At 42.0% G+C, this 16,752-nt stretch carries 19 protein-coding genes; 4 read left to right on the forward strand and 15 right to left on the reverse strand.

All coding sequences use genetic code 11. The features are described from left to right. Window positions 1-149 precede the first annotated feature (149 nt). The gene (gap, locus tag RM544_RS04575; RefSeq protein WP_311360579.1) at window positions 150-1,145 is read left to right on the forward strand and encodes a type I glyceraldehyde-3-phosphate dehydrogenase; all 996 of its coding nucleotides are present in this window, start codon (window positions 150-152) and stop codon (window positions 1,143-1,145) included. Window positions 1,146-1,268: 123 nt separating this feature from the next. Next, window positions 1,269-2,204 (forward strand): D-hexose-6-phosphate mutarotase, encoded by a 936-nt coding sequence (locus RM544_RS04580; protein ID WP_311360580.1) that lies wholly within the window; start codon window positions 1,269-1,271, stop codon window positions 2,202-2,204. 58 nt (window positions 2,205-2,262) lie between these two features. On the opposite strand, the gene RM544_RS04585 is transcribed toward RM544_RS04580, so the two are convergent. Genes RM544_RS04585 through zwf form a run of 5 tightly spaced genes read right to left on the reverse strand, consistent with a single transcriptional unit; the run spans window position 2,263 to window position 7,900 of the window. Next, on the reverse strand, window positions 2,263-2,898 hold the full coding sequence (locus RM544_RS04585) for a bifunctional 4-hydroxy-2-oxoglutarate aldolase/2-dehydro-3-deoxy-phosphogluconate aldolase (RefSeq protein WP_311360581.1): 636 nt from the start codon (window positions 2,896-2,898) through the stop codon (window positions 2,263-2,265). After that, complete coding sequence (gene glk / locus RM544_RS04590; protein WP_311360582.1) at window positions 2,898-3,857, reverse strand: glucokinase; 960 nt, start codon at window positions 3,855-3,857, stop codon at window positions 2,898-2,900. Before glk ends, RM544_RS04585 begins: the two co-directional genes overlap by 1 nt. A gap of 5 nt (window positions 3,858-3,862) precedes the next feature. Further along, window positions 3,863-5,683, reverse strand: coding sequence for a phosphogluconate dehydratase (gene edd, locus RM544_RS04595; protein ID WP_311360725.1), 1,821 nt, complete (start codon window positions 5,681-5,683; stop codon window positions 3,863-3,865). Window positions 5,684-5,692: 9 nt separating this feature from the next. Then, complete coding sequence (pgl, locus tag RM544_RS04600) at window positions 5,693-6,385, reverse strand: 6-phosphogluconolactonase (protein WP_311360583.1); 693 nt, start codon at window positions 6,383-6,385, stop codon at window positions 5,693-5,695. A gap of 9 nt (window positions 6,386-6,394) precedes the next feature. After that, on the reverse strand, window positions 6,395-7,900 hold the full coding sequence (gene zwf, locus RM544_RS04605; protein WP_311360584.1) for a glucose-6-phosphate dehydrogenase: 1,506 nt from the start codon (window positions 7,898-7,900) through the stop codon (window positions 6,395-6,397). Between the two features lie 464 nt (window positions 7,901-8,364). On the opposite strand from zwf, the gene RM544_RS04610 reads away from it, so the two are divergent. Then, the gene (locus tag RM544_RS04610; protein ID WP_311360585.1) at window positions 8,365-9,216 is read left to right on the forward strand and encodes a MurR/RpiR family transcriptional regulator; all 852 of its coding nucleotides are present in this window, start codon (window positions 8,365-8,367) and stop codon (window positions 9,214-9,216) included. An 86-nt stretch (window positions 9,217-9,302) separates the two neighbouring features. Beyond that, entirely contained in the window at window positions 9,303-10,739 is a 1,437-nt protein-coding gene (gene pyk, locus RM544_RS04615) for a pyruvate kinase (RefSeq protein ID WP_311360586.1), read from the forward strand. Window positions 10,740-10,984: 245 nt separating this feature from the next. On the opposite strand, the gene RM544_RS04620 is transcribed toward pyk, so the two are convergent. The 10 genes from RM544_RS04620 to RM544_RS04665 form a co-directional block, all read right to left on the reverse strand. Beyond that, window positions 10,985-11,410 (reverse strand): hypothetical protein, encoded by a 426-nt coding sequence (locus RM544_RS04620; RefSeq protein ID WP_311360587.1) that lies wholly within the window; start codon window positions 11,408-11,410, stop codon window positions 10,985-10,987. Between the two features lie 119 nt (window positions 11,411-11,529). After that, the gene (locus RM544_RS04625) at window positions 11,530-12,000 is read right to left on the reverse strand and encodes an Rcat domain-containing protein (RefSeq protein WP_311360588.1); all 471 of its coding nucleotides are present in this window, start codon (window positions 11,998-12,000) and stop codon (window positions 11,530-11,532) included. 20 nt (window positions 12,001-12,020) lie between these two features. Next, window positions 12,021-12,365, reverse strand: a complete 345-nt coding sequence (locus RM544_RS04630; protein ID WP_311360589.1) for a type II toxin-antitoxin system RelE/ParE family toxin — start codon at window positions 12,363-12,365, stop codon at window positions 12,021-12,023. 5 nt (window positions 12,366-12,370) lie between these two features. Then, a complete protein-coding gene (locus RM544_RS04635) occupies window positions 12,371-12,586 on the reverse strand; it encodes an addiction module protein (protein WP_311360590.1) in 216 nt (71 codons plus the stop codon). A gap of 171 nt (window positions 12,587-12,757) precedes the next feature. Then, window positions 12,758-13,189: a hypothetical protein gene (locus RM544_RS04640; protein WP_311360591.1), complete on the reverse strand. Its 432-nt coding sequence runs from the start codon at window positions 13,187-13,189 to the stop codon at window positions 12,758-12,760. A 122-nt stretch (window positions 13,190-13,311) separates the two neighbouring features. Then, window positions 13,312-13,662 (reverse strand): hypothetical protein, encoded by a 351-nt coding sequence (locus RM544_RS04645; RefSeq protein WP_311360592.1) that lies wholly within the window; start codon window positions 13,660-13,662, stop codon window positions 13,312-13,314. A 52-nt stretch (window positions 13,663-13,714) separates the two neighbouring features. Further along, window positions 13,715-14,236 carry a hypothetical protein gene (locus RM544_RS04650; RefSeq protein WP_311360593.1) on the reverse strand — a complete coding sequence of 174 codons (522 nt, stop codon included), beginning with the start codon at window positions 14,234-14,236 and terminating at the stop codon, window positions 13,715-13,717. Between the two features lie 82 nt (window positions 14,237-14,318). Then, window positions 14,319-16,061: a DUF4209 domain-containing protein gene (locus RM544_RS04655; RefSeq protein ID WP_311360594.1), complete on the reverse strand. Its 1,743-nt coding sequence runs from the start codon at window positions 16,059-16,061 to the stop codon at window positions 14,319-14,321. A gap of 124 nt (window positions 16,062-16,185) precedes the next feature. Continuing rightward, the gene (locus RM544_RS04660) at window positions 16,186-16,596 is read right to left on the reverse strand and encodes a hypothetical protein (RefSeq protein ID WP_311360595.1); all 411 of its coding nucleotides are present in this window, start codon (window positions 16,594-16,596) and stop codon (window positions 16,186-16,188) included. A gap of 8 nt (window positions 16,597-16,604) precedes the next feature. Further along, on the reverse strand, window positions 16,605-16,727 hold the full coding sequence (locus RM544_RS04665) for a hypothetical protein (protein WP_311360596.1): 123 nt from the start codon (window positions 16,725-16,727) through the stop codon (window positions 16,605-16,607). Between the last annotated feature and the right edge of the window lie 25 nt (window positions 16,728-16,752).

Consider the following 16,752-nt stretch of genomic DNA (forward strand, 5'->3'; position numbering starts at 1 on the left):
AATTGAATACGTTTGCATTACTATTTTACACTAAAAAATATGTAATTAAACAACAAAGACTAATATAACTTTGCAATAAAAGTGGTTTTGATCAATAATTTTTGTAATTTTATTTCAATTGATGAATTTACATTCAAAAGAGGTCTCACATGGCGATTAATGTCGGAATTAATGGATTTGGTAGAATTGGGCGTTTAGTGTTACGCGCGGCTGCAACAAGAAGCGATATCAACGTAGTAGCAATCAATGACTTACTAGATTTAGACTACATTGCTTACATGTTTAAATATGATTCTACACACGGCCGCTTTGACGGCACTGTAGAGGTTGTAGGAGATAAGTTAGTCGTCAACGGCAACGAAATCCGTGTGACTGCAGAACGCAATCCAGAAGACTTAGCATGGGACGCAGTAGCAGCAGATGTAGTTATTGAGTCTACGGGCCTATTCTTAACTAAAGAAACCGCTGAAAAGCACATAGCAGCGGGTGCAAAGAAAGTTGTCATGTCAGCACCGTCTAAAGACGACACACCCATGTTCGTCATGGGAGTTAACCATGAAGAATATGCAGGTGAAGCTATCGTTTCAAACGCATCTTGTACAACCAACTGTCTCGCACCCATCGCGAAAGTCCTAAACGATACCTTCGGGATCAAAGACGGTTTGATGACAACAGTGCATGCAACAACAGCAACGCAGAAAACGGTTGATGGCCCTTCAGCTAAAGACTGGCGTGGCGGACGTGGTGCTTCTCAAAATATCATTCCTTCTTCTACCGGCGCAGCAAAAGCGGTTGGAAAAGTCATTCCTGCATTGAATGGCAAATTAACGGGCATGGCTTTCCGTGTACCGACTGCCAATGTGTCTGTTGTTGACCTTACCGTTAACCTCGAAAAAGGCGCGAGTTACGAAGAAATCTGTAAAGTAATGAAAGCTGCAGCAGAAGGCCCTCTTAAAGGTATTCTTGGTTACACAGAAGACGCTGTCGTTTCGCAAGACTTTATCGGTGATACACAGTCAAGCGTGTTTGATGCAGATGCGGGTATTTCACTAACAGATACCTTTGTGAAAGTGGTATCTTGGTATGACAACGAAGTTGGCTACTCAAATCGAGTACTCGATTTAGTTGCGCATATTTCAGAGTAGTCGCAACGTTGACATAAAAAAGACGGCCTTCTCGCCGTCTTTTTTCTTTTCAGACCGATGGTTTGTATACTTACGCCCTACCCTTAACCGTTTTACTGATTAATTTAACTACTTGGACACACTATGCTGACTGACACAAAGATTGACTATACAGTGCTCGATACAGTGAACAGGGCGAGTATTGATAAAGTCGATATCCTTGAGATTACAAACAAGCATTGTCGAGCAAAGTTGAGTCTTTTCGGCGCACATTTACTCAGTTTTATACCACAGAAGGATCAACGCGAGCGCCTTTGGTTAAGTTCTGCGGCAATATTTGATAAAAGCAAAGCGATTAGAGGCGGCATTCCTGTCTGCTGGCCGTGGTTTGCAGACATCTACCCTGAACACCACAACGATGAATCTAACAGTCAGTCTCTTCGTGCTCCAGGCGGTTATCCGGCACACGGTTTTGTGCGCACCCAAGATTGGGATGTGAGTGCCATTAGCGAAAGCGAAGACGAAACTAAGATCACACTTCAACCTAGTAAGCTTGGCTTGTTTGGCTTCGAAAAGTCGCTAAATGTAGAAATTGAGTTTACATTTGCTGAGAAATGCACTGTTAAACTAAGCAGCCAAAACCTGTCTAGCATTTCGCAATCAATCACCGCGGCACTCCATTCTTACTTGAATGTACCTAGTATTGATACACTAGAATTACACGGTATTGAAGGTAAGTTCATCGACAAACTGGAAGATAGTCGCTTGTTTGATAGTCCGGCGCGTTATCGTATACAACAAGAGGTTGACCGTATCCATTTAGTCGATGACAGCAACAAGATGGAAAAGGTAAGTGTCAGTTTCGATGAACGAACGACTAGCAATGTGGCTAATCTATCCGTAGCGCATACTGGACACGATTCTGTGATCATCTGGAACCCTTGGATAGATAAGAGCGCTAAGATGGCTGACATGCCCCCAGAAGGTTACAGAAACATGCTCTGTATAGAAGCTGCAATAAGCTCACCGCATTGTATCGCCCCGAACGAGAGGCATGTACTAGAACAGATAATTGACTAGAGACGAAAAACGCTCCTCAGGAGCGTTTTTTTAATGGTTTGCTTACATTCGTATTGTGCTAAATGGCGACAGCCTGTTTTGCCAACTCAGTGATAATAGACCATTGTTTATTTTCAATTGCATCCGTTGGCGCCAACCAAGAGCCACCACAACACTTCACATTAGGCAGAGCCAAATACTCTTTATAGTTACTCGGGCTAATGCCGCCGGTAGGACAGAAAGCGACATCAGGGAATGGTCCGCCAATAGATTTCAATGCTTTTACGCCGCCCGCGGCCTCTGCAGGGAAGAATTTCAAATGGTCGTATCCCGCATCTTTCGCTTTCATCAAATCAGAAATATTTGAAACGCCAGGTATCAGAGGAATAGTCCCTTCTTTACCTGCTTGCAATAAGTCGGCAGTCAAACCTGGGCTAATCGCAAACTTAGCGCCGGCCTCAGTAACTGCTTTCAGTTGCTCTCTGTTGGTGACCGTACCTGCGCCAATATAGGCGTCAGGAAGTTCTTTCGCAATGACGCGAATAACGTCCATTGCGGCTTCGGTACGAAGAGTCACTTCAAGTACGTTAATACCCCCGTCCATTAACGCTTTCGCGATTGGTACAGCATCTTCAACGTTTTCAATTACGAGAACAGGTACAACCGGTCCTTGCTTAAAGATTTCTTCTGAGGAAAAGGTCCAGTTATTCATCATCAATTAGTCTCTTTTGTTTGTTGTAATAAATAAGCTAATGCGCCAAGCAATCCATGATCGGGCTCATTAATTAAGTAAGTAGGAATATTTTCTACATAGCCTGCAAAGTTACCTTTCGCCTCAAACTGCTGACGAAACTCACTGTTTACAAAGAATTCGCCTAAACGTGAGGCAATGCCACCGCCGATGAAAACACCACCCGTAGTACAAAGATTTAGTGCCAAATTGCCAGCAAAACTGCCCATAATCCGACAGAACTGCGTAACAGCAGCGACACACAGTGTATCTGTGCCTGCGAGGGCACGCTCAGTGATATCAGCAGGATCATTATAATCTTCAGGCTCTCCAGCGTTAATCGCTAGCGCACTATAGATATTCACGATACCGCGGCCAGAGAGCACCTCTTCAGCAGATACACGACCTAACTTTTCTTTAAGGTAACGCCAAATCACGATGTCTATTTCATCATTTGGTGCAAAGTCAACATGACCACCCTCACCGTCTAAGGTCTGCCAACCAGCAGCAGTTAAGGTTAGATGTTCAACTCCCAAGCCCGTGCCAGGTCCAAATACGACGATGTTCCCTTTCGGGTCAGCTTCACCTCTACCAATTTTTATGACTTGATCGGCAGATAAGGTTGGCAAAGAATGCGCTACTGCCGAGAAGTCATTGATAACGTGTAACTGCGATAGGGACAATTCATCACGCAACGCTTTTTTGGAGAATTGCCAAGTGTGGTTTGTCATTTTAACTAGATCATGATTAACAGGGCATGCAATAGCAATGCAACCATGCTCGAAGCTGTCTTGTCCTACATCATCACCGAATTGAGTAATTGCCTCAGCAATTGTGTCAAACTCAGTACAAAGATACTTTTTAATAGCTTTTATTTGGCCATTTTCAATTTGGGCCAAGCGTATATTGGTCCCACCGACATCAGCGACGAACATGTTACTCATATTTATTACTCTTGCTCAAAAAACAGTGAACAGGCGCCTTCTTCAGCTCCTGACAAAGATGCTCGCATGCCTGCGAATAACTCTCTACCCATACCTACATGGCTATCGCTTAGATTCGCCACGGCAGGTTCACGCGCAGCTAACTCGGCATCATCAACATGTAAAATAAACTCACCTGTTGCCGTATTCAGCTCAATCAGATCACCGTCGTGAACTTTGGCAATTAAACCACCTTTGTAAGCTTCAGGCGTTAAATGAATAGCAGCAGGTACTTTACCCGATGCTCCTGACATCCGGCCGTCTGTGACTAAAGCCACTTTGTACCCTTTATCTTGTAGCACCCCTAGTGGCGGTGTTAAACGGTGCAGCTCTGGCATACCAATGGCCGATGGACCTTGGAAACGTACGACAACAACACAGTCTTTGTTAAGCTCACCATCTTGGAATGCTTTATCTAGTGCATATTGGTCTTCGAATACCACGGCAGGCGCTTTGATGTGGCAATTAGGATCGCGCAAAGCTGAGGTTTTCATGACTGCGCGTCCAATCTTACCTTCTAAGACAGATAGGCCACCGTCTGGTTTAAACGGTTGCTCTACTGTCGCAAGCACTTCTTTGTCCAAGGATGCTTGTGGGCCATCTTCCCAAACCAATTCGCCGTCACGAAGCTTAGGTTCTTTGGTATATTGCTCTAAGCCTTTACCACAAATAGTGTTCACGTCGTTATGCAGTAAACCAGCATCTAAAAGCTGCTTGAACAACAAGCTCATACCACCAGCAGCGGTAAAGTGATTGATATCAGCAGAACCATTAGGATAAATACGAGTTAATAATGGAGTGGCTTTAGATAAGTCAGAAAAGTCATCCCAATTTACGATTAAACCAGCAGCTCTTGCAACGGCAACTAAATGCATTGTGTGATTAGTTGAACCACCTGTGGCTAACAAGGCAACAATACCGTTAACCATAGCTTTAGCATCAACAATATGACCAATCGGCATATAGTTTTCACCTAAATCCGTTAAGCGTGTTGCTTGCACGGATGCGGCCTTGGTCAATGCATCACGTAAAGGTGTACCTGGGTTAACAAATGAGGCTCCCGGCAAGTGCAGCCCCATGACTTCAACAACCAGTTGGTTACTGTTTGCAGTACCATAGAAAGTGCAGGTTCCTGCAGAATGATAAGACTGAGACTCGGCTTCCAATAATTCATCACGGCCAACTTTACCTTCTGCGTAAGCTTGTCTTACTCTGGCTTTTTCTTTGTTTGGTAGACCTGATGGCATTGGGCCCGCAGGTACAAAAACAGTGGGTAAATGACCGAAGCTAAGGCCACCGAGCAAGAGACCGGGGACGATTTTGTCACAAATTCCCAACATCACAGTGGCATCAAACATATTGTGCGATAGGGCAATAGCTGCGCCCATGGCTATATTATCGCGACTCATCAGGCTTAGTTCCATACCGGCATTACCTTGCGTCACACCGTCACACATTGCCGGAACACCACCAGCAAATTGAGCGACACTGCCCACAGATCTCACTGCATCTTTAATCTGCTGCGGATAGCTTTCATATGGTTGGTGAGCTGACAACATGTCGTTGTAAGAAGATATAATCGCCACATTGGCTTTTGTCATGCTGCGTAGGTCTGATTTGTCATCTTTATTACAAGCAGCAAAACCATGAGCTAAGTTGCCGCAAGATAACTCGCCGCGCAGTGGACCTTGCTTTCTAGCTCTTTCAATTTTTGCTAAATACGCAGCACGCGTGTCTTTGCTACGTTCAATAATTCGTTGTGTTACTTCTTGGATAATTGGATTCATCATATTCTCCTAAGGTGCCCACATTAATTCAACAGTCGCTTTGTCACACACTGCTTTAATCGGCTTTTCGAGTTCACTTGCATTCTCAATGGCATCGTTAAGTACATCTAACTTTTTTTGCCCGGTCAAATGTAAGAATACATGTGCACTACTCACTAAAGCCTTCAAGGTGAAGGACATTCTTTGATGTGGCGCAGTCGTGGGTTGCGTTGCTATAAGCATAGCAGGTGAATTGAGATCTAATCCCGCTTCTACTTGCGCACTGCACGGAAATAATGATGCTGTATGACCATCTTCCCCCATTCCTAATATGACAATATCAAAGGGTAAACCCACGTCTTCAAACGTACGCGTAAGCTCATCGACACCATCCTCGGCATTATCATGTTGCGTCTTCAAGGCAACAAATCGGGCAGCGGCAGCTTTATCCTGTAGTAGGTTTTCACGGACTAGCTTCTCATTACTAGCGGCATCTTGGTTATCAACCCAACGTTCGTCAGCCAAGGTAATCGTGACTTTTGACCAATCTACGGGGCGAGAGCATAGCGCTTTGAATAAAGGTAGCGGCGTACTACCACCACTAACTACGAGGCTAGCTTTACCTTTCTCACTAATTGCTTGCTTTAATGTATCGGCAATGCGCTGGCTAAAAACACTAACCAGCTCATCAGCAGAAGTAAACGTGTGTGTGTGTAAACTCATAGTTATCCCCTACTTCCTTAGCACTTTGCTTTCGTACCACGAGCGCTCTTCACGCGCTAGCAATGCTATTGAAGAAACAGGTCCCCATGTACCTGCCTGATATGTAGCTGGAGGCTCATTGCTCGCATCCCAAGCTGCTCTGATTGAATCAACCCAAGTCCAAGCTTGTTCAATCTCATCACGGCGGACGAACAAAGCTTGGTTGCCGATCATGACTTCTAACAGTAACTTTTCGTAAGCATCCGCGATACGGTCTTCGGAGAAGGCTTCTGAGAAACTCAAATTCAGTTTCGACTTTTGCAGATCCATAGAACCAGAACTTGTTAGGCCTGGCACCTTATTCATCACAGTGATTTCGACACCTTCATCTGGCTGTAAACGGATCACAAGCTTATTTTGAGGCAAGGTAGCAAAGCTGTCGCCGAATAAATTATGCGGCTGTCGTTTAAAATAAATAACCACTTCACTGGTTTTATTTGGTAAACGCTTACCTGTACGCAAATAGAATGGCACGCCGGCCCAACGCCAATTATCAATTTCAGCTTTAATAGCAACAAACGTTTCCGTCGTACTTTTTTCGTTCGCATCAGGTTCGTCAAGGTAACCCGGGACTTCTTCACCACGAACAAAGCCAGAGACGTATTGGCCACGCACGGTTTTTTCTGCAACATTGCTAGCATTGATTGGACGCAAAGCTTTCAATACTTTTAGTTTTTCATCACGAATACTATCTGCGTCTAGGGTTGTCGGTGGTTCCATGGCTACTAAGGACAATATTTGCAGTAAGTGGTTTTGAACCATATCGCGCATCTGGCCAGCGTCGTCAAAGTATCCCCAACGCCCTTCAATGCCTACCGATTCAGCAACGCTGATTTGAACGTGATCAATACAGTTATGATCCCAGTTAGTTGCAAAGATACTGTTTGCAAATCGCAAAGCAATTAGGTTAAGTACCGTTTCTTTGCCAAGGTAATGGTCAATACGGTAGATCTGCTTTTCGTCGAAAAACTCAGCGACTTGCTCATTAATGACTTTAGACGACGCTAAATCATGACCAATTGGCTTCTCAAGGACGACGCGTACACTTGGGTCGATAACCTTTGCAGCATCCATCCCTTGGCAAATATCACCATAAATAGAAGGTGGTGTTGCGAAATAACACACCATCGTGCGAGATACATCGACATGCTCGCACAGCTTCTTATAATCCTCAGGGTTTTTCATATCTATTTGGACATAATCCAAACGTTCACTGAAACGCTTCCATGTATCTTTGCAGATCGCTTCGCTGGTAAATTTTTCTATATTCTCTTTAACTTCTTTTGCATAGTCCTTTTCAGACATATCTTGGCGTGCCACTCCGACAATCGTCGTGCCGCCGTTAAGTAAGTTTGCTTTTTCTAGCTGATAAAGAGAAGGGAGTAATTTACGTCTTGCGAGGTCACCCAGGGTGCCGAACAACACGAAATCAATTGGTTCATATCCAGTACTAGTAGTCCCAGTATCTATACTCATAGTAGCCTCTGTGCATGGCAAGCATGCGAATTTGTAATTATTGACAGGTAATTATCGCCTATAGTAAACAACAAATGTAGTAATATTACAACCAAAACTCATGCAAAACTGACGGTAAATTAACAAAATAACAACAGATTCATTATCTCCTTTTCCTTCGCTTTTAAATTCGCCTATTAATCATACAAATCCAAGGCAAATATGGCGATAAGACCCTCGAACAGTCAAATTAGTGAAATATGGTGGGCACGATTAATCCCAGTATCCATACTCTTTGTAAGGACTAATATAGATTATTTGTAAATTATTTTTGTCAAAAACTTACAACAAAAATGACAAGAGCAAAAAATAAACGTAGTATAATTACAGTTTAATTCATTAAATATCATTGAATTGTTATAACTCAGGTTTCATCCGTATTGATATAAAGGGTGATGCGAAGGGTTATCAGCAGAGTATTATGCATGAACATTCTAGAAAAAATAACACGACAAAAAGCGGATTTTAGTAAATCCGAGAAAAAAGTAGCTGAGGTCATCCTTGCTAATCCTCAAGTTGCCATTCATTCTTCAATCGCTACATTAGCAAAAATGTCCAATGTGAGTGAACCTACAGTCAACCGCTTCTGCCGAAGATTAGACACCAAAGGCTACCCAGACTTCAAACTCCACCTTGCACAAAGCTTGGCGAACGGAACACCTTACGTAAACCGCCACGTGGATGAATACGATGGTCCATCTGAATATACGAATAAAATCTTCGAATCCACTATGGCATCACTCGAAGTCGCTCGTCAGTCGGTGGACGTTGCCACAGTAAATCGCGTGGTTGATTTGCTGACTCAAGCGAAAAAAATATCCTTTTTTGGCATGGGAGCTTCTTCTTCTGTCGCTCACGATGCCTTGAATAAATTTTTCCGGTTTAATGTACCGGTTGTCTACTTTGAAGATACCTTAATGCAACGCATGAGTTGTATGAATTGTACCGAAGAAGATGTGGTTGTATTGATCTCGCATACCGGACGTACCAAAAGCCTTGTTGAGATAGCCCAAATTGCTCGAGCAAATGACGCTGTGGTTGTGGGTATTACCTCTGGCGACAGTCCTTTAGCGAAAGAGTGTAATTATGTTTTATCGTTGGCAGTACCAGAAGATACTGACTTATATATGCCAATGGCGTCACGCATAGCTCAGCTAACTCTTATTGACGTCCTCGCGACAGGGTTTACTTTGCGCAGAGGCACTAAATTCAGAGAAAACTTAAAGCGAGTAAAAGATACCTTACGAGGTAGTCGCTTTACAAAAACCGACAATTAATTGTAAGAAATTTTCAGAGCTGAAATAAAAGAGTCATTTTAAAACTGTTTAATACCTTATCAAAACAACGAGAACCGAGTAAAAATATGTCGCGTAGAACAAAGATACTAGCAACTTTAGGTCCAGCAACGGATACACAAGAAACAATAGAAGCTATTATAGCTGCCGGTGCCAACGTAGTGCGTATGAACTTTTCGCATGGTAATGCTCAAGATCATATTGAACGAGCAAACAAGGTAAGAGCAGCGGCCAAAAAACTGAATAAATACGTGGCCATACTAGGTGATTTACAGGGGCCTAAAATTAGGGTTTCGCGTTTTGTTGACGGCGCGGTGAAACTCGATGTTGGACAAGCGTTTGTTTTGGACGCTGAGCTAGGCGTAAACGATGGCACAGATCAAATTGTTGGAATTGATTACAAAGCCCTACCTGACGACGTGAGTCGTGGCGACTTATTGCTATTAGATGATGGCCGCATTCAACTAGTTGTTACAGCGGTTGAAGGTAGAAAAGTCATTACTAAAGTCACCGTTGGTGGCAAACTTTCCAATAATAAAGGTATCAACCGTCAAGGCGGTGGACTTTCGGCTGAAGCACTGACAGAAAAAGATAAAAGAGATATTCTGACCGCCGCTGAAATCGGTGTTGACTATTTAGCGGTCTCCTTCCCTCGTTCAGGTGCTGACTTGAATTACGCAAGAGAGTTGGCCCAAGCAGCAGGCTCGAATGCGCAAATTTGTGCAAAAGTAGAACGTGCAGAGACGGTGGCTTGCGATGAAGCAATTGACGATATTATCTTAGCATCAGACGCTGTGATGGTTGCTCGTGGTGACTTAGGTGTTGAAATTGGTGATGCTGAATTGGTTGGTGTTCAGAAGAAACTGATCGCTCGCTCGCGTCAACTCAATAGAATAGTGATTACCGCTACGCAAATGATGGAATCGATGATAGAAAGCCCGATGCCAACTCGTGCGGAAGTCATGGATGTAGCCAATGCTGTTTTAGATGGTACTGATGCAGTGATGCTCTCTGCGGAAACCGCTGCTGGTAGTTACCCAATTGAAACAGTAGAGGCGATGTCTCGCGTGTGTGAAGGTGCTGAGAGTCACCCAAGTGTGAAAATTTCAAAACATCGCTTGGATGAATTCTTCAAAGACGTGAGTGAAACAACCGCAATGGCAGCTGTTTATGCAGCAAACCACTTACCAACGATAAAAGCGATTGTTGGCCTAACCGAGAGTGGTACCACACCGAAACTGATGTCGAGAATTACCACATCCTTGCCTATCATTGCGATGTCACGCCACATTGCCACCTTAAATAAGATGGCTCTTTATCGTGGAGTGATCCCTTTGCATTTCGATTCAACAAAATCAAAGCCAGGTTCTATGACCGCTGACGTTATTGCCGCACTTAAAGAGTCAGGCCTGATGGAAATTGGCGACCAAGTGATGTTGACCTACGGAGATCAAATGGAAACTGTTGGCGCTACTAACGCATGTAAGATTGTGACTATCGTTTAAGCGCTTGCTGCAGACAATTGATGAAATAGACAAAGCCCTCTACTGATACAGAGGGCTTTTTTGTTACTGATAGATTATTCCGAAGCAAAAAAAGGAAAGATGGTTAATTCAGCAAGACCCAGTTGTATTAGCTTATGTTGTCCTATGCTCAACTGCACATGCTGCTGAGAGCGCTTTTGTGTGACAATGGAATACAGCGCATCATTGTTTGTGAATGAACGGCAGTGAATGGCTCTAGGTTCTTGTTATGTGCAATCAATATTCTTACAGTGCTCGTCTAGATTTGTAATTAATCGCGCAATATCGCTCTCTGAACAATATGATGAAAAAAAGCCACTCATACTAAAATTAAATATACCCCTCAAATATGATTTTACCTTATATCCTTTATTAACATCGAAACCTATAAAACTTAGAATGACAGTGATGTAGCGACTAGCCTTAATTTTGATCCTAAATTTTGAGTTTTGCGGGCTAAGTTGCTTCAAAGAATCAATCAAATCAACTAATTGCTCATCACTCAATGAGTCGGTTTGCTCGAGGTAATAATTTCCCATGCCGGCGCAGAACACTCTTAAAGATTGTGCACTATCTTCGTCTTTCGAGCCAAATGTGAAAATAGCACTATCAACTGTGACGCGGCTGAATACTTTTTTAAACTGAGGTTTCATAAATACTCTGGCATATTACGCCAATATAAATTGTCCGGGTTACGGAGTAGATTTATGTGGCACAATGACGCACCCACCGCAAAAATAAGCCTAGTAATGTGAGTCATTTGATAACCTTGTCATAACTTGGACTTAAGTTTACTGATAGCATTTAAAATTGGCTCTCTATTTTTTGCTGACTTAATCCATTTGGGCAACCTACTTGCCAGCGATGAATTACTCCATCCCAACTCATCATCTTCCACACGCTCTCTTAAGGTTGCTCCAACATAAGACTCTAAAAACTGCAAATGCGTTTGATTAAAAGCCCATAGCGAATTACCATTACAATCAATCCTCAACCAGAGATTAAAACCAAAGTAACCATCTGTTGGGTTTTCATCATACCAATAGAATGTGCGTCCATTTGAAGACTTAGTTGACGTGTACCCGCAACTGAAACACGTACATCTAACCTTATCCTCTCCATGAGGAACAACAGAAGACTTGCTTTCACATTTCGGGCAAACGACCAAAACAGGTTCGTTATTGGTTGGCTTGCTTATAGTGAAGCGATGCTCTCTGTTTTCTTTGAATCGATGATTAGTCATGATTTAGGTATAACACCAAGTTAAGCGGTTTGGTAGCGTTTTTGTGGCAAATCCGTCTTCATCGTTTTGTTAATTGCGGTCATTCCAATACCCGGGCTTGCGGTGATTATGCATAATCGCAACAATATAAATTCTTTTTCATCTACGTTTTTATTGATAACAGAATACGGGAAGCGACTTAAGATAAAGCGTCTATGGTATTGCCCCATTTTAGGCCAAGTTTGTGGTAAGGATAGGATAGATTTAAAGGCATCGTCTAACTCTTGTACGAACTCGAATCCGAGACCTTTTACTTGTTCTTGATACCAATCAAAGGACGATTTTATTTCCTCTGTGGTGTCTGGGTGAAATAATAATTCAGGCATATAGCTTACAATTTTTGCTTGATTTGGTCCCACGTAGTAGGGCTAACTTTACCGCTTTCCAATTCATTGCTTCGTTTTTCTGCCAGTGATATCCACTCTTGTTCAATGTCATCATCAGCATGTCCATCCATTGCTGATAATAAACAATGAGCAGCTAGAGCTTTCTCTTTTGTACTCATTTGATCAATGCTATCCATAAGGTTTTTCAAAGCTTCCGACATAAAAATATCCCCAAACAATTTAACTATGATTAGTTTAGCAGTTTATAGAATCAGAGTAGTAAATTTACACACAGAGCAATTAACACCTTACATAAGCGGTTTTCACGCGCTTTTCGTGAAAATCCGTCTTCATCATTTTGTTATAACTCATCTATCCCCATCTTCCTTAGCTCAATAGCTATCACTTCTAAAGGAAAAAATTTTTTTGAGAAAAATAGAACTGCCATCACTCAAGTTGATCGATAAGTGACTAAGTTTTTTACGTTTCTTTACAATTTCAAAAGAGACAGCATGCTGATTCCTAACTCTTTCTTCGGACAAGCCGTTTATTAATGACAAGTAATCCGGCGTGATTGAAAAAGTCGGGAAATCTTTTCTCTTTCTATCTTCTAACCAGCTGACTAATGTAACCCAAGTAATAAAGAGCAACACAAGTATCAAGATACCACTAAACCCGTTTTCAGTTTCTCTAAGTAGCTCTAAAATTGTTACCTTTTGCAATGCATTGACAAAAATAATTAGAGTTATAGTCACACTTATGAATGGATATAATGCTTGCTTAAAAACAAATCTAGTCCATTTTTTATGGTCAAAAGAGTACATAAGTTTCCAATGAGTTATAACACTAAACTAAGGGGCAATTACTTGTTGACGAAAATGCGGAACGCGCCAACGAGTAATTGTCCCAGTGACCGAAGGGAACGAGCTTGAGTGCCTTGTTATGTTCACTCTCCCCAAGTTAGCAACTTGTGCTGCTCATGGGTTACCCAATCCTGTATGATTTCGTCAGAACCATCTTTTAGCAAAAACTCTACCTTCTTATCTTGATTCTGCCTTAAACAACTAATTGAACGGTTTTTACCATGAACGATAAGTAGCATTTCTCCATTAGCCGCTATATTTCCAACCGCATTTAGTGGTGCTTTAAACCCTAAGTACTTAGATAATTCCTGAATCTTTGAAAAGTTATCATGATAGTCGTCCGAAAGTTCTACGCAATTACCATCAATAACTTCGAGTCTCGAACAACCGGCTAACAAGAACAGAAAAGGGACAAAAATTAATAATCTTTTCATTGAGAGATGTTTCCTAAGAACTGGTCTTACCCACTAAAAGTGGACATCCTTGTTAAATATCGTTTATCGCTATACTTTCATTTACTTGCGTCACAACTGACTTTAGTTTATCGCCGATACTTGCACATTTTGCATTAGTGACTTCATTTGATATGTTGAAAAAAATGTACGTCTGGTTTCCAACTGAGCTTGCTAAATACAATTCACACTTTTCACCACCCAAATCAACCAAGTATTCAACGCCATCACTTTTTCTGTTTGCAAAGTTGTTCATCACCTTGTTTTTTTCAAATATTTGATAGTCATAGCTTGCATAAGCCCTTTTAAGAAATTGTTCAGCAAAGTCGTTAAGCAAAGGGTATGGGTTTCTCGTATCTTTAAATACAAAAGCTGTCGCTAATATTTTTTTATCTTTTAGAAAGAATCTAATATTTGGCCCCGTTGCTTCAACTCTATTCATATTATCAGTTTCATGAACCTCCACTCCTGAAGATAGATAAGCATGGAGAGGTTCTTTTGCATTGACATTAAATGCGATTAAGCCAGCCAGAGCCAACGTAAATTGAATTCTCAAAATTACTCCTTTAGATATTTAACGCCGTGCTCTGCGGCAAATTTGAAGCGCAGCGTAAAATTTGTCCGACAGCAGCACTTTGTTAGGCATTGCTCTCTCTAACCTGTGATAGGCAAAGCATGACATGCATGATTCTGTCTGCAGTTGAATAATGAAATGCACCCGCAGGGCTAATTCCATGGCATACATCGTTTCTAATATTCCACCCTCTCTGGTCGGTGAGCAGCATCCTGAAATAGAAAGATGTGTCTGCGCCAAAACAATTTTCAACACTTTCATCTCTAAGTAGGTCGTCAAATGTTCTCAACTGTAGGCCGCCTTGCCTATTCTTTCTTAAAGTAGCCCCTCCCATTAGCTCAACCAGTGTTCTGATAGCCGCTTCTGCCTGGGGAACCAAAATATGGATCGCGGACATGTAATCTTCGTCCAGATAAGATTTCACGCCTTTTTGCACAATGTCCTTTTTGGATTCTTCAAATATGGGTGACCTCAGAATAAAGCTAGTTAATTCGTCGGAACTCCTCCCATAAACTTCTGAAGCCTTGTTAAATGAATGCCTGAGAAAGAAAGAGTCGATATTCATATTCTGAGAGAGCTGGTGAATAACGTTTCCTTCTAAATCTTCCTCAACTCCACCAATAGTTGCGACAGGCCTACCTTTATGGTCTTGCAGGGTTTTAGTAAACAAATATGTTAGCGGGTGATTTTTAGCCAGCTCCAGTACTTGTTGCTCAACCTGATCTTTTTTGGGGATAAACTGAATCGCAATTCTATTGAGGGTCGTTTCAAGGCCACCACTCGTCATAGAATCCAGATAAGCATCGAGTTTTTCTCTGGGAATCTCCATGCTGTGAGAAAATTCCTGCATGCTTTCCACAACTTCCGGGCCAACTTCAGAAATTTTTCTCGAAACTATTTCTGCGGCATCCTTCATGTTAAAGCTGATATAGATGTCATGTACGTGTTGGAGCCAAGACGAAGCCTGCATCGCTGCCAAACCTTCGCATGCATCCTCAAAACAACTACCAACAACATCAATTACTCGGGATACATCAGCATCCATTCCTTTGCTGCGATAATAGGTGGCTAGAGGAATACCTGCTGACTCACAAACCCAAGGTGAGTATTCTTTAGAAACTCGTTCCAGTCGAGATTCAAGGTCTTCTATTAGTTTTTTCTTTTGGACATCAGACAAATATCGACATTTACTTAATACGAAAAGATCGAAACAAAATCCCCATAGCCCCGCCTTATCATCCTCTGCAATCCTGTCTTCTAGTTTAATAGCACTTTCAATGCTCTTTCCTATTAATTCAGAATTGTTTAAAGCGGAGGCTACTTTATATGCCCTTGTGATTTTTGTAATCGTTTCAGTTGGATGTTCGCATAGATCTTTATCGGTCACGTCAAGAAGGGCATTTACATAATCAATGGCAATTCTATAGTTAGGCTTTTTACCAATAGCAGCTTCTGAAAGGTCCCAGACAAGCCCTGAATATCGAGCCTTCATTATTGGATTTTTTGTATTCTGTGATCGGTTTTTCCAATACTCAATAATGTCATCGTCAACCAAGGAAAGACTCGGGCTTTCATAGGCCTTACCATCATCGCCAACCCATACCATCATCGGGCCATAATATGTGCCCCAGCTATTCTGCTTATCCAAATAATCCTCGCAAAAACCAAATGCAAGTCTTTCGGCAATAGCTTCTGGGCTTTGATCTTTTTCTGTAGCCTTATTAATCTTGGACGAAATAGAATGTTCGCTAGTTTTCTCTTCTAACCGTTCTAGCTCTTCCAGTAGCCTGGCTAGCTCATCATTCATCGTAGTTCCTTATTGTGAATGCCTAATGCCGTTTTAAGCGGCAAATTGCAGTTGGCTAAAATAAGTGAGGCACGAACAAAAAGCCAACTGTAATTTGTCCGACTTGAAAACCCTTGTTAGGAAGCTACGCTCTCTCTTTGCCGTGATAAAAATACACAAACTTCTCATTATCGTGAACGCCTGTTCCCCACATCGGTGAGTTTAATGAAATAATAGAGCCATCCTTTGCTATTTTAATCTTCTCTCTCACATAAGTTTCAAATTCTGAAAAGTTCTCAATTTGAATCTTCTTAATTTCCTCTACAAAGTGAGCTGCTTTGTATTTCACAGCTTCTCTCTCATAATGTTTCGCGCAGTTTGCAGGAATAAGAAAAAACTCTTCATCTTCATCCCAATCAAAAGCTTCGACATAGTCGATTTCTATACTTCCAGACCCATCTTCTGAGTAACAAGCAAAAGCGACATCATAGTCTTTTGTTTCTGGCTGCTTGCTAAAGACAGACTCTAAATCGTCGATTATATGCTGAACCTTCATTTAGCTTCCTAACACCCCGCATAACGGGCAGCATTGCGTGCAGCCGCACGTAATGGTGTCCCAGCGACCGAAGGGAGTGCGTTTATGCGATTGTTATGTTGTTTTAGTTTGGTGCGGTTTTGATAAAACATTCCATGTTTCCTTACGATAACCATT

It is taken from the genome of Brumicola blandensis (genome assembly GCF_031846165.1).
In the GTDB taxonomy this organism is placed as follows: Bacteria; Pseudomonadota; Gammaproteobacteria; order Enterobacterales; family Alteromonadaceae; genus Glaciecola; species Glaciecola blandensis.

Excerpts from the sequence above, each read along its gene's own strand:
- gap (WP_311360579.1), top strand. The coding sequence starts at position 150 with ATGGCGATTAATGTCGGAATTAATGGATTTGGTAGAATTGGGCGTTTA.
- RM544_RS04580 (WP_311360580.1), top strand. The coding sequence starts at position 1,269 with ATGCTGACTGACACAAAGATTGACTATACAGTGCTCGATACAGTGAAC.
- RM544_RS04585 (WP_311360581.1), bottom strand. The coding sequence starts at position 2,898 with ATGATGAATAACTGGACCTTTTCCTCAGAAGAAATCTTTAAGCAAGGA.
- glk (WP_311360582.1), bottom strand. The coding sequence starts at position 3,857 with ATGAGTAACATGTTCGTCGCTGATGTCGGTGGGACCAATATACGCTTG.
- edd (WP_311360725.1), bottom strand. The coding sequence starts at position 5,683 with ATGAATCCAATTATCCAAGAAGTAACACAACGAATTATTGAACGTAGC.
- pgl (WP_311360583.1), bottom strand. The coding sequence starts at position 6,385 with ATGAGTTTACACACACACACGTTTACTTCTGCTGATGAGCTGGTTAGT.
- zwf (WP_311360584.1), bottom strand. The coding sequence starts at position 7,900 with ATGAGTATAGATACTGGGACTACTAGTACTGGATATGAACCAATTGAT.
- RM544_RS04610 (WP_311360585.1), top strand. The coding sequence starts at position 8,365 with ATGAACATTCTAGAAAAAATAACACGACAAAAAGCGGATTTTAGTAAA.
- pyk (WP_311360586.1), top strand. The coding sequence starts at position 9,303 with ATGTCGCGTAGAACAAAGATACTAGCAACTTTAGGTCCAGCAACGGAT.
- RM544_RS04620 (WP_311360587.1), bottom strand. The coding sequence starts at position 11,410 with ATGAAACCTCAGTTTAAAAAAGTATTCAGCCGCGTCACAGTTGATAGT.
- RM544_RS04625 (WP_311360588.1), bottom strand. The coding sequence starts at position 12,000 with ATGACTAATCATCGATTCAAAGAAAACAGAGAGCATCGCTTCACTATA.
- RM544_RS04630 (WP_311360589.1), bottom strand. The coding sequence starts at position 12,365 with ATGCCTGAATTATTATTTCACCCAGACACCACAGAGGAAATAAAATCG.
- RM544_RS04635 (WP_311360590.1), bottom strand. The coding sequence starts at position 12,586 with ATGTCGGAAGCTTTGAAAAACCTTATGGATAGCATTGATCAAATGAGT.
- RM544_RS04640 (WP_311360591.1), bottom strand. The coding sequence starts at position 13,189 with ATGTACTCTTTTGACCATAAAAAATGGACTAGATTTGTTTTTAAGCAA.
- RM544_RS04645 (WP_311360592.1), bottom strand. The coding sequence starts at position 13,662 with ATGAAAAGATTATTAATTTTTGTCCCTTTTCTGTTCTTGTTAGCCGGT.
- RM544_RS04655 (WP_311360594.1), bottom strand. The coding sequence starts at position 16,061 with ATGAATGATGAGCTAGCCAGGCTACTGGAAGAGCTAGAACGGTTAGAA.
- RM544_RS04660 (WP_311360595.1), bottom strand. The coding sequence starts at position 16,596 with ATGAAGGTTCAGCATATAATCGACGATTTAGAGTCTGTCTTTAGCAAG.
- RM544_RS04665 (WP_311360596.1), bottom strand. The coding sequence starts at position 16,727 with ATGTTTTATCAAAACCGCACCAAACTAAAACAACATAACAATCGCATA.